This window comes from Pseudomonas lini (genome assembly GCF_001042905.1).
GTDB lineage: Bacteria > Pseudomonadota > Gammaproteobacteria > Pseudomonadales > Pseudomonadaceae > Aquipseudomonas > Aquipseudomonas lini.
The window spans coordinates 895,884-907,755 of the sequence record NZ_JYLB01000001.1; the positions used below are offsets into that span (position 1 = coordinate 895,884).

General features: G+C 54.6%; 12 protein-coding genes and 3 pseudogenes. 12 read left to right on the plus strand and 3 right to left on the minus strand.

The window, feature by feature from the left end; translation table 11 throughout:
• Nucleotides 1-67: 67 nt before the first annotated feature.
• Nucleotides 68-865 (minus strand): AraC family transcriptional regulator, encoded by a 798-nt coding sequence (locus TU81_RS03910; protein WP_038983361.1) that lies wholly within the window; start codon nt 863-865, stop codon nt 68-70.
• A gap of 102 nt (nt 866-967) precedes the next feature.
• Here TU81_RS03910 and TU81_RS03915 point away from each other — a divergent pair, with 102 nt between their 5' ends.
• The 6 genes and pseudogenes from TU81_RS03915 to TU81_RS03940 all read left to right on the plus strand — a co-directional run bounded on the left by TU81_RS03915 (nt 968) and on the right by TU81_RS03940 (nt 7,023).
• Nucleotides 968-1,756 carry a crotonase/enoyl-CoA hydratase family protein gene (locus TU81_RS03915; RefSeq protein ID WP_048393480.1) on the plus strand — a complete coding sequence of 263 codons (789 nt, stop codon included), beginning with the start codon at nt 968-970 and terminating at the stop codon, nt 1,754-1,756.
• Between the two features lie 76 nt (nt 1,757-1,832).
• On the plus strand, nt 1,833-2,780 hold the full coding sequence (locus TU81_RS03920) for a diiron oxygenase (RefSeq protein WP_048393482.1): 948 nt from the start codon (nt 1,833-1,835) through the stop codon (nt 2,778-2,780).
• A 59-nt stretch (nt 2,781-2,839) separates the two neighbouring features.
• Nucleotides 2,840-4,747, plus strand: coding sequence for an asparagine synthase (glutamine-hydrolyzing) (asnB, locus tag TU81_RS03925; RefSeq protein WP_038983363.1), 1,908 nt, complete (start codon nt 2,840-2,842; stop codon nt 4,745-4,747).
• 54 nt (nt 4,748-4,801) lie between these two features.
• Nucleotides 4,802-5,698 carry an EamA family transporter gene (locus TU81_RS03930; protein WP_038983364.1) on the plus strand — a complete coding sequence of 299 codons (897 nt, stop codon included), beginning with the start codon at nt 4,802-4,804 and terminating at the stop codon, nt 5,696-5,698.
• A gap of 91 nt (nt 5,699-5,789) precedes the next feature.
• Nucleotides 5,790-6,010 (plus strand): annotated as a pseudogene (locus TU81_RS03935) (integrase core domain-containing protein); the annotation flags it as partial.
• 50 nt (nt 6,011-6,060) lie between these two features.
• Nucleotides 6,061-7,023: a helix-turn-helix transcriptional regulator gene (locus TU81_RS03940; RefSeq protein WP_048393485.1), complete on the plus strand. Its 963-nt coding sequence runs from the start codon at nt 6,061-6,063 to the stop codon at nt 7,021-7,023.
• Between the two features lie 12 nt (nt 7,024-7,035).
• Here the strand turns inward: TU81_RS03940 and TU81_RS29260 are convergent.
• Together TU81_RS29260 and TU81_RS30640 are read right to left on the minus strand one after the other, a co-directional pair.
• Nucleotides 7,036-7,254 (minus strand): annotated as a pseudogene (locus TU81_RS29260) (IS630 family transposase); the annotation flags it as partial.
• A gap of 43 nt (nt 7,255-7,297) precedes the next feature.
• A pseudogene (locus TU81_RS30640) lies at nt 7,298-7,690 on the minus strand (transposase); the annotation flags it as partial.
• 200 nt (nt 7,691-7,890) lie between these two features.
• Here TU81_RS30640 and TU81_RS03950 point away from each other — a divergent pair.
• The 6 genes from TU81_RS03950 (at nt 7,891) to TU81_RS03970 (ending at nt 11,862) form a co-directional block, all read left to right on the plus strand.
• Complete coding sequence (locus TU81_RS03950) at nt 7,891-8,649, plus strand: TonB-dependent receptor domain-containing protein (RefSeq protein WP_038983366.1); 759 nt, start codon at nt 7,891-7,893, stop codon at nt 8,647-8,649.
• A complete protein-coding gene (locus tag TU81_RS30195; protein WP_151152196.1) occupies nt 8,646-9,320 on the plus strand; it encodes a hypothetical protein in 675 nt (224 codons plus the stop codon). The genes TU81_RS03950 and TU81_RS30195 overlap by 4 nt, the downstream gene beginning before the upstream one ends.
• 25 nt (nt 9,321-9,345) lie before the next feature.
• A complete protein-coding gene (locus TU81_RS30200; protein ID WP_151152195.1) occupies nt 9,346-9,666 on the plus strand; it encodes a hypothetical protein in 321 nt (106 codons plus the stop codon).
• Between the two features lie 31 nt (nt 9,667-9,697).
• Complete coding sequence (locus tag TU81_RS03960; RefSeq protein WP_050682527.1) at nt 9,698-10,798, plus strand: acyl-CoA dehydrogenase family protein; 1,101 nt, start codon at nt 9,698-9,700, stop codon at nt 10,796-10,798.
• A 66-nt stretch (nt 10,799-10,864) separates the two neighbouring features.
• Nucleotides 10,865-11,353, plus strand: coding sequence for a PhzA/PhzB family protein (locus TU81_RS03965; protein WP_038983367.1), 489 nt, complete (start codon nt 10,865-10,867; stop codon nt 11,351-11,353).
• A 20-nt stretch (nt 11,354-11,373) separates the two neighbouring features.
• Nucleotides 11,374-11,862 (plus strand): PhzA/PhzB family protein, encoded by a 489-nt coding sequence (locus tag TU81_RS03970; protein ID WP_038983368.1) that lies wholly within the window; start codon nt 11,374-11,376, stop codon nt 11,860-11,862.
• Nucleotides 11,863-11,872 lie beyond the last annotated feature (10 nt).

Genomic DNA, 11,872 nt, shown 5'->3' on the forward strand with positions numbered 1-11,872 from the left:
GACTCTCACTCCGTTGAGATGGCGAATCGAACTGCCAAGGGGCGGTCGTTTTCTCTCGGTCAACCGCTCAGAACATCGATGCGCCTTTGGACTTGGCCAGATAACGCCCCGGTGAATCCCCTAGGTTGCGCCGAAATACCGAGGTAAATGCGCTTGGGCTGCTGTAACCCAGATCAATCGCCACTTCGGTGATAGATGAACCATTGCTTAGTCTGGAGGTTGCTTCCAGCAAACAGACTTGTTGCCGCCAGAATACAAAACTCATGCCGGTCGCTTCCCGAAAACTTCGCGTGAATGTTCGCCGGCTCATGCTCGACCAACTGGCCATTTCACTGATGGAAATATTCTGCGTGGGGGCATCCAGGAATCGATGGCACGATAGGGCCAGTCGAGGTTCCGAAGGCAATGGTGCGCTCAATGGAAGCTCCGACATGGCGCCGATTTCATCCACCAGCAGCGACTGTACGGACTGGCTTCGGATATTGGGCGCTTGCTCCGGGTCGATGGCCAGCGCCGCTTCCAACAGATGCCTGAGCAACGGCGAAACATCGTAGACCTGGCAATGCCCCGGCAAACCAGCACGACTGGCAGCAGCCTCATCGAGGTAAGTATTGATCATGGTGACGTCGCCGCGCATATGCATTTCATGCGACACGCATGCGGGAACCCAAAGCGCTCTTTGAGGCGGGACAACCCAATTCCCCAGATCGGTGAACATCTTCAACGCGCCCGTCGAGGCGTACGCAAATTGACCACGACTGTGCGTGTGCCGCGCGAAAACAGTACCCGAAGAGTACTTGCGCAGGTTCACCACAGCATCGGGGCTTCCATGCTCGTAGGGATCCAGTGTTTGATTTATCGACATGGCCCGATTTTGACAAAAATAGACCTGCTTTAGCAAGCAGGCCAAAATTTTGAGTCATAGAATCGCATCTCCAAAAATGGGGCAATTCGAAGGGAGATTCGAATGACGGTTGTCAGGAACTACTTGGATGTCAGAGTAGAGGGTGCTGTTCTGCTGGTAGGTTTGAATCGACCGCAAAAGCGCAATGCCATGTCACTGGAAATGATGCACGAACTGCGCGAAACATTTTCCAACATCCCCGATGGAGTGGGTGCTGCTGTGATTTACAGCACCAGTCAGCACTTTTGCACCGGTCTCGATTTATCTGAAATCAGAGACCTATCAGTCATCGACAGTGTGCATTCTTTCCGTGAATGGCACGCTACGTTTGACCTTATCCAATTCGGTAAAGTACCGGTGATTGCCGCCATTACAGGCGCAGCCATCGGGGGCGGGCTGGAAATTGCCACGGCTTGCAGTCTGCGCGTAGTGGACGACAGTGCCTTCTTCTCTCTGCCTGAAGGCATGCGTGGCTTGTATGTGGGCGTTGGTGCTTCGGTCCGCTTTCCAAGGATTGCCGGCATTGCCCTGATGACCGACATGATGCTCACCGGACGCACGCTTTACGCTCAAGAAAGCTATGAGCGCGGAATTGCCCAATACCTGGTGCCCACTGGCCAAGTACTTGATAAAGCCATCGTATTGGCGAACAAAGTGGCAAGCAACTTACCAATGACCAACTACGCAGTGACCCACGTCCTGCCGAGGATTGTCGATCAAAGTCAACAAGATGGTCTGGTCACCGAGGCGCTGATTGCCGCCGTAGTTTCATCGGATGCCCGTACCCAGGATCGTCTTGCTGACTTCCTCGACCGTAAAAATAACAAAATTCAAACTGCCCCCACCCTGTAATCCCCGTACGTGATAGTTGCCGAAGCATTCGGCAAGCCCATGGATGGCCATAAAACAATTGTAAAATTGGTGAAAAATGTTTCAACATAGTGTTCAAGATGACCTATATCGAAGCAATGACAGTTCTGACGAACGACTGATCAAAATCGAACGAAGCTGGCACAAGCGAGCACAGATAAAACTCGACTCTCAACGCCCCGAGATCAAACTTGATCTTAATGCTCCTGACTTTCTGGAAACACTGCTTCCTTTCTACGAAGACAGTAACTATAGGCAATACCCTGTTGAATTGAAGTTACTCATTCTTTCGGCTGGGTGGATTATCTACAATCAGAAAACGATAGCCATTGAAACCGAGATTATTTGTCCATCGTGCATCGATTTGCTCCACCTTGGTCCGCGACTTAGTTATGCGAGCGCTGCAACAATTTCCGAGACTCTGGCGGACGAAGCTTTTCATACGTTGTTCTCAATCAACATGTGCGAACTGGCCATTACCCAACGTGGCATGAACATCAAATGGCCGGAGCTTGAGTTGACACGGCATCTGAACCAGGTTCAGGGCACCCTGTCGGAGGCCGATTTCAAAGTCTATCGCCTGGCCTTTTCTCTGGTCTCGGAAACGTTCATCAGCGATTACCTGTCCGACCTGAGTGACTCGCCGCAGATACAACCCGTGTTCCGCCACGCCGTGGCACTCCATAAAAAAGACGAAGTGGTCCACAAACATATCTTCCCAATGTTTGTGCAGCGGATATACGCTGACTTTTGTGAACGTCAAAAAAAGTTGTTCGCCGAGGGCACCGCCAATGCCATTCGTATTTTCCCGATGCGGGAAATAGCCGCGTGGCGAAACATCCTTCCGCAACTGCTTGAGTTACACGGCGATCATTCGTTGTCATTGCCCACTCAGTTCAAGGAATCCGGCGAAGCTGATTACTCCGCCATGCCAGACATCCTCAACTCGATCGGCGCTCAATTGCCAGCCGGGCACACGAGCCCGAGCGTTGCAAAAGAATCTTGAATTGCAGTCTAAACGTCATCTAACTTTTAGCCGCTTATAAAATATCTAGAGTAATTCATATGTGTGGATACATTGGGGTCTTCTCCAAGCAAGCGCGTGCTTTCAACCCGAACATGTTCGATGCCGCCCTGCGAGCGATTCATCACCGTGGCCCGGACAGTTCGAGCCAATGGTTTGACCCGCAAGGTCAAGCAGCCTTCGGTTACGTGCGACTAGGGCTGGTCGGGCTTGGAAACGGGACTCAACCCATCGTCGCCGACGAGGGCGACCTGGTAATGATGGTCAACGGGGAGTTCTACGACTATCAACGGATTCGCAAGGAACTGGAAAGCGTCGGCTGCCGCTTCAAGACATCGTCGGACAGTGAAATCGCGATGCACCTGTACCGTCGACACGGCGTGCGCGGTCTCAAGCAATTGCGTGGCGAATTTACCATTTTAATTTTCGATCGCCTGCGCAAGATGCTGTTTGCCGTGCGTGATCGCGTCGGGGTCAAACCGCTGTATTACACCGAGCATGAGGGGGCCTGGTATTTCGCCTCTGAAGTGAAGGCCTTGCTCGCGGCCGGTGTTCCGGCGCAATGGGACCATGAAGCCTACGCCAACCGGGGCTTCATCCTGCGAGACCGGACGCTTTTCAAGAATATCCGCAGCGTAAAACCGGGCTGCTGGATCATCGCGGACAGCAGTGGCCTACAAACCGAACAGTATTGGGATTGGGACTTCCCTACGAGCGACACGGCTGGCAGCAACCAGTCTGAAGCCCAGATGATCGAGTCCCTGCGCCATACCATTGAAGAGTCGGTACGTCTGCGACTGCACGCTGACGTACCGGTGGGCGTGTGCCTGAGCGGCGGCCTCGATTCATCGGCCATGTTGGGGATCGCAACCGAGCTGACCGGCAAACCTCTGGAGGCGTTCCACCTGTCTTTCGAAGGCGCAGAAGGTTTTGACGAACGCGAGTACGCAGAAATAGCCGCCCAGCATAATCGGGCCAACCTGCATGTGTTGTCGGTCAACTCGTCCGACATGGCCGATAACTTCGAAAACGCCCTCTGGCATGCGGAGATGCCTTTCGCCAATGCCCACAGCGTCGCCAAGTACCTGCTGTGCAAGTTTGTTCAGAAACAAGGCATGCGTGCTGTACTTACCGGTGAAGGCGCCGACGAGGTTTTCGGCGGTTATCCTCATTACCGACGCGATATGGTGCTCTACAACCATGAGCATCAGGACCCGGGCGTCATCGCTGCATTGGCTAAACGCCTGCATGAAAGCGAAAACCGCTACCTGGAAGGCGGCACCGGCGGCGTTGACTGGGTACACAAGGAGCTAGGTCACGGCGTGTCTTGGCTCGAAACCCAGGCCGCGCTGTTTAGCCCGCTTGCGCAACTGTACAGTGATGACTTCCGTGAGCGTTTCTGTGACGTGGATGCCTATCGCCAGTTCTATGACCGTTTGAGCCCTAGAGCTCTCAATGGTTGGGAACCCGTGAACCGTTCGCTGTACATGGTCGCCAAATCCAGTCTGCCCAACGTGGTACTGACCTCCCTGGGTGATCGCATGGAAATGGCTGGCAGCCTGGAAGGTCGTCCGCCTCTGCTCGATCACCGGGTGATCGAAGCTGCGTGCCGTCTCCCAGTCTCGATGAAAGTCCGTGGCGCCACTGAGAAATACGCACTGCGTGAGGCTATGCGGCCATACGTTCCTCAGGCCGTGTATGACCGTAAGAAACAGTACTTCCGTGCACCACCTGCCGCCCAGAGCCCGCAGTCGAAACTGTATGAAATGATGCACGACGTACTCAACGGCCCGGCACTGAGCCAGGTTCCATTCTTCGACCCGGTCAAGGTTCGCGGCCTGCTGGCCAAACTGCCTTCGCTATCACCGGCACAGCGTGCATCGGCAGATAACCTTCTGATGGAAATCACAGGGCTTTGCCTGATGCAAAAGCGGTTCACATTGAACTGATTGGAATGCGGCATACCGCTACCGCGGTATGCCGCTTAACGTGAGGCTAGTAACATGCAGAAAAAACATTTGGTGCTGGCGATATTGGTCACCCTGGTGTGGGGAGTTAACTTTCCAATCACCAAGCTGGGATTACGCTCGATCGATCCCTTTGTGTTAACTGGTATACGCTTTGCACTCGCCGCCATACCCTTGGTGTTCTTCATAAAACGCCCCGCCATCAAGTTCAGCTATGTCGCCGCCTACGGCTTCATTTTTGGATTGGGTATGTGGGGCGTGATCAACTATGGCATTCAGGTCGGCGTCAGCCCCGGTATTGCTTCGCTGATCATCCAGCTCAGCGTGTTCTTCACCATGGGTTGGGGGGCGTTACTGTTCAAAGAGAAGCTTCGCGGTGCTCAGTTTCTCGGTGCGCTGCTGGCATTGGTTGGGTTGGCAGGCATCATTTCTACCCAGCAAGGGGAGCACGCGATACTTGGAGTACTGCTGATTGTGCTGAGTGCCGTCGCATGGAGCATCGGCAACGTCATTATCAAGAAATCCGGTGTCAAAGAGATCTTTTCATTTATGGTCTGGGCCAGTCTGTTTCCACCCATCCCACTCTTCTTCATCGCCTGGCTCATGCAGGGTGCCGCGCCCTTTGAGAACCTGCAAAGCAGTCTCGACCTGACGGCTGTGCTATCGATTATTTTCCAGGTTTATCTGGCCACACACTTTGCCTATTGGGGATGGAACTCGCTGTTGAAGCTTTATCCTGTTTCAACAGTGGCACCGCTATCGTTGCTGATTCCGGTATTCGGCATCGGCAGTTCGATGCTGATTATCGGCGAACACATCTCGACACCTAACTTGATTTCAATTGCGATCATCATTTTGGGATTGGCAGTCGGCCTCTATCGTAAGTCCCCTGGCACAATCAACGCCGCCCCGGCTGCGCAGTCGGGTCAATGAATTATTCACAGAAAGTCGCAGTGCTGCAGGCAGCCGCAGCATCTTGTCGATGATGCGTGACGACGGTGAGCAACTGAGCCGGTTCAAGGTGCGAGGAAATTGCTGGGACATGCGCCGATGGAGCGTGTGTTCCGGAGTTTGAAAACCGAATGGATACCAACCACGGGTTACCGAACGGCCCAAGAGGCCCAACGCGACACCAGTCATTTCTTGATGCATCGGTACAACTGGATTCGGCCCCATCAATTCAACGCTGGGCTCGCGCCAGCTCAGGCCGAGAAAAAACTTAACGTCGTGTCCGTGATTAGTTGACTACTACACCCACCCGTTCTTGGATAAGAGCAACACAAGGAATGATGAAAATGAGTTATCGATTTTCTTCCACGGATAGGGAGGCACCTTCTTGCTTGGGTCAATCGCCTTGGCAACGCTCTCAATTTCCGGAAAGCCTGGGAACCTGTTTTACTGACTATCTGACGTTCGAGGACGGCTTGGCTGTAGCCTACTCCAATTTCAATCCCCACGATGATTTAGTGGAAACCGGCTCGTTTGAGGGTGAGCGCTCCTTGACGGTGGCGATTGCTCTTTCGGGACAATCAAGTAGTACCGGCAAAGACGGGCAGCGTTTCGACTTCATCTGCGGCCATAGCACCGTCTCCACCTATGGTAGTTTGCGTGGCGAGCGGAGCTATCCGGCCAAACAGGCTATCCGCCAGTTACGTCTGATCGCCAAGACGCCGCTGCTACAGCGGTACGGGCTGGAATACTTGCTCGACGGTACTGTTAAAGACCTGTCGGCCAAAAAACTATTCTGCGGCAAGTATGGCGCGGCCACGCAAAGGCTGGCCGACTCGCTGGTTCACCTGCACGACCATTCTGGAGGGCTGCTTGATATCCACATTACCGCGCTCGGGCTATTGTCCGAGCAAATCCGACCGTTTGCACCTGCACCAACTCGCACCCAGAGCAGGGTCAATTCGAAAGATCAGGACGTGATGCTGAGTGCGCGGGATATCTTGATGAGCCAATTCGACCGGCCATTAACCGTGAGTTATCTATGCGCTACGCTGGGCACCAACGAATTCAAGCTCAAAGAGGGGTTTCGTAAGGTGTTTGGTACCAGCCCGCACCGTATGCTAACAGACATCCGGATGAGGAAGGCCTGGGAACTTCTGGAGGCAGGGATGTATGTTTCCACAGTGGCATACAAGGTCGGGTTTCAGCACTTATCGAGCTTCAGTACTGCGTTCGAAAAGTATTACAAGCTCACACCCAAGTCATTGCTGAGTGCAAGACGAAAGGTGCATGAACCGAGTGACTCCTAGTGAGCTGAGCGATTAATCCATTAATTTATTTTTCATCACGCTCAGCTTCGCTTTATACGCCGAGCTAATGATGATCTCAGCCGTTTTATTTCATGTGAACGGCTTGGCTGAATGCTCATTGTGAGCCTCGATAAATTGGTTGGTCACTGCCTTCAGGTCCGCAACGCTGGCGAAAGCGCCCCGGTACAGCGCTCGTCTTTCCAGTTGCGCGAACCAGCCTTCCACAGCATGTTGGGCTGATTGAAAACTGCCCCAATAAAGGTTGTCAGCTTTCAAGCCGCTCAATATCAGGAGTCCGGCGTCTGAGACGCTGGGCGTAGGAACACAAGCGGGTGACTTCAAACACCTTGCACAGCCAAGCAACCGGCTCGTGGACGCTCAGCTGGTCAATCAGCGCGAACGCTCGTGATCTTCGCGGTAGCCTTTTTTAATATCGATTTTTCCCGTTCAAGGCGAGCGATCCGGGCTTCCAACTCCTGGGTTTTCTGCTGTTCCGGTGTCAGCGCTTTGCTCTGTGGGGTAACGCCTTGGCATTCCTTCTGAACTTGATCAACCCAACGGCGCAAGGCCGATTCGCCGACATCGAATGAACGGCTGGCTTCGATGAAACTGTAGTTTTGCTTGAGTACGAGGTCGCGGCCTCGCGTTTGAATTCAGCGGAAAACACACGGCGTTGCGGTCATCTGACACCTCGGCTTGGCGAGCATTCTCGCCGAAATGGGTGCCGGTTTTATTAGACCACCACAGGGGATCCGAAATGCCAAACAGATAATCCGGATCACCAAATAAGTGTAACAAGATTTAATCGCACTGACATTTTATAGTGGCCCGACCTTAATTAGTGCCTCTTTCGGCCTTGGCTATCACATGAGTTATGCCCCCGAGGCGGTGCTCTGCACTGTTTTCGTTGCCTTGCCTGTCCTTGCCTGCCCTGCGGTAGTGTTTGTAGAGACCTCTTCGGATATCACCGAAAATGCAACCGTCATTGCCCTGCCCTCTGTGATCGCGAGTGCCGACAAGATCGAGCGACCACTGGAAATGGTACCGGCCAGTGTTGCGGTGATTGATTCGGTGTCTCTGTTCACTCACTGGAACGTACCGCTCAGCGGTGACCGGAGCGTCTCGGCAGGCGCGCGTATCGAGCGTATGTCGGCGGACATAACCCCCACCGGCGTCGATCACAGTAGCCGAGGCTGGACGTACGTCTCTCCCAGGCTGAGTCTGCATTACCAGATCCCCCCCTCCAACCAGTGGTACATCAGTGCTAGCCGTGGGGTACGCGCAGTTGGCTACAACATCTTTGTCTCGAGTCTGAACTACCCCTCTTATTCACGGGAGGATATCTGGTCTTACAGAACTGGGCTCAAAGGCTTGGCTCTGGACAAACAGTTGCGTTACTCGCTCGCCGCCTACGTGATGAAAGTCGACAACATGCAGATGCAGCCGGCAGTGGGCGTGATCTACACCGCCAGCGCCGCCAAGGTCACGTCCAAGGGCGTGGACCTTGACCTGGACTGTCTACTCGGCGGCGGCTGGCAAATGACCGGAGGACTGGCCTTCAACCACACTACCTACGACAGCTTTCAGGACGGCGCGACCAACGGCACATCTGAGACTCGGCGATGAATACAGCTTCCTGGTTGCCACGACAATTGTTGACTCATTGGCTCAATCTGGCACTGACGGTGCCATTGATCTATCAGCTCATCGGCCTTCCGCTGATGATGCGCGAACACGACTGGAGCGGCACGCAGATAGGTTTGATGCAGATGACGGGGGTGCCGTTCGTGCTCGCCATGTCAGTCAGCCTGTTCGGCACTTGGGTCGATATGCCGGTCAACGCACTGACGATCCGAATTCTGCCGCAGACTCAGCACATGCAGGCTGGTGCGATTCGTTCGACAGCTACCTGTCTGGGTGCAATCGTCGGCGGTGGTCTGATGCTGATCTTGTACAACCACATGGGCTGGGCCAGTCCGTTCTATGCAGCCGGCCTCAACACCCCTCCCCCCCGAAGGCCACGACATGTCGATGCCACGGACAAGCGCCCGGCAATGGCTGGAGTGGTCTTAGGTGCCCCGGCACCGCGTCTGGACCGTACTACTGATATTTTATTTCCCGTTGATCGACACCGTATGGGTGTTCCTCAAATCACTGAAGCTCGACCAGGGTTTCAGCCCGGAACGCATTGCACAGTTGGTCGGCGTGGGCGGAGGGATAGTGGCTGCTGTGCCCAGTTTGGCTGGTGGCTACATATCGTGCAAATGGGAAGTACGCGTTGCGTTGCCTTTGTTTGATGCTTGCAACCTGCTGGCACTCGGGATGATGGCGGCAAGCACGCTGCCGGGCTGGAGCCCTGACGCAATGGGTGCCTCGGACGGCCTGGTATTCGGCCTGATGATGTACCACGTACGGCCAGGGTTGTTGGCGATGGATTACGGCATCCAATCGAGTCTGTTCGTGATGAGTCGCACCTTGTTGCCAATACTGGCCGGCGTATTGCTGGACCATTTGGGCTATTCCAGCATGTTCGCCTACCTATTGGCCTCCCTTGGCCTAATGCTGGCGTACCTGCTCGGCTGGAGCCGTCGCGCACAGGCTGCTCCAGACAGCCTGAAGCCCCGCACACAGCCGGCTGAATAATACACCGTGACTTCTTCAAGGAGACTACCAGATGCAACAGCTTGAAACGCTGGGCGCTATCGCCCAACTAACTCCCATTGAGCGTGTCCGTGAGGTCGCGGCACAGCACGCGTTAAACGCTGACCAGCAATGCTTGCTGGCCCAGGAAGTAGTCGATGCATTGACGGTCGCCGGTTTTGCACGTTACTTCGTGCCAAGGGAACAGGGCGGGCAACCTGGCACTTTTGCCGACCTTTCGCATCGGGTCATGACGCTGGCCAAGGCATGCCCTTCCGCTGCCTGGTATGCCGTAATCCAAGCGGTAGCAGGACGCATGGCAGCGTATCTTCCGGTAAAGGCGCAAAGAGAGATTTGGGGGAACAGCCAGGATGTGCGCATCTCTGCCTCGTTCCGCTCTACCGGTAAGGTGGAGGCCGTCGAGGGTGGCTGGCGCTTGACGGGTACATGGCATTACCTGTCGGGCATTGACTTCGCCAATTGGGCCTTGCTGTGCATTGAGGTCGATGATGGGGAGCAACTCTTTGCCGCGATTCCCGCCGACACCTGGGAGGTGCTCGACAATTGGCAAACTCTGGGTATGCGGGGCACAGGCAGTCGCTCGATCAACTTGGACGGGATAATTGTACCGGCCCACATGACCTTTGCTAGAGCCGATCTGCTCAGGGGCTGTTCTCGCCATGCGCAAGGGCTGCAATACCAGGCCTCACCGATTGCCGCCGACGCCCAGTTGTTTTTGGCCTGTGGTCTTGGGGCTGCATGGCATTGCCTCGAACAGTGGCGAGACAGTCTGCCCGCCGAGGCATCGGACGAAACGGCCATGGCTTATGCCAGCGCAGAGAGTGCACTGAAGGCTTGTGACCTGTTGCTGCACAACAGCTGCCAGGCGATTGACCAAGGCAAATTGCCGCCACTGCAAATAGGACGTTGCGCCCGCGATGCGGCCTTCGCAGCGCAACTGCTTCTGGACGCCGTCAACCGTATCTTCCGCTTGAGCGGCGCACAAGCTCACTACAGCAGCAACCTGATCCAGAAAAGCTGGCGTGATGTGCAAACGCTAACTTCGCACATTGCGTTGCGGCCCGACTTCAACTTCATCAGCTATACCCGGCATGTCTTGGCGAACAGGTCATAGCTTACCGTCCACGATTACACCCCCAAGGTCCCCCCCACGGAACCAGTAGATGTCGAGGCTCATACCATGCAGGACTACAAACGACTGAAAGGGTTCGCTGACAACCTGGAGTTGCGTCGGATCAATCGCACAACGGTCGAGAATTACATGCGCATGAAGGGTGCCGAGAGACTGCAGCGCCACACCTTGTTCAGTGAGGATGGCTGCGGCGGAAACTGGACCACCGAAACAGGCGTGCCCCTGATTTTCCGGGGCTGGAATAGCTTGGCACGACTTGCCGAGTGGCTCGAGAAATGCTTCCCCGACTGGGAATGGCACAACGTACGGATCTTCGAGACCGACGACCCGAATCATATTTGGGTGGAGTCCGACGGGCGCGGCAAGGTGCTTATCCCGGGTTATCCGGAAGGCTATTGCGAGAACCACTACCTCCACTCTTTCGAACTCGATAACGGCAGGATCAGGCGCAACCGTGAATTCATGAACTCGGTGCAGAAGTTTCATGCACTAGGAATACCCATGCCGCAGATAAAGCGTGACGGCATTCCCACTTAGACATCAAAGGAGTATTGATAATGTTTGACACAATCAGCCAACCCGACTTCAGTGACGCGTCCGAACTTCGCGAGAAGAATCGCACCACCGTCGAGACCTACATGAATACCAAGGGTCAGGACCGCCTGCGTCGACATGAGTTGTTCCTCGAGGACGGTAGTGGTGGTTTATGGACTACCGATACCGGCGCACCGATTGTGATCAGCGGCAAACATAAACTCGCGGAGCATGCTGTCTGGTCGCTCAAATGTTTTCCCGACTGGGAATGGTACGACATCAAGATATTCGGTACCGACGACCCCAATTATTTCTGGGTCGAGTGCAAAGGTCACGGCAAGATCCTCTTTCCCGGCTACCCCGAGGGGTACTACGAGAACCACTTCCTGCATTCCTTCGAACTGGATAATGGCAAGATCAAGCGCAATCGCGAATTCATGAATGTTTTCCAACAGTTGCGCGCGCTGAGTATTCCGGTACCCCAAATCAAGCGCGAAGGCATTCCTACTTAATCACTCAGGA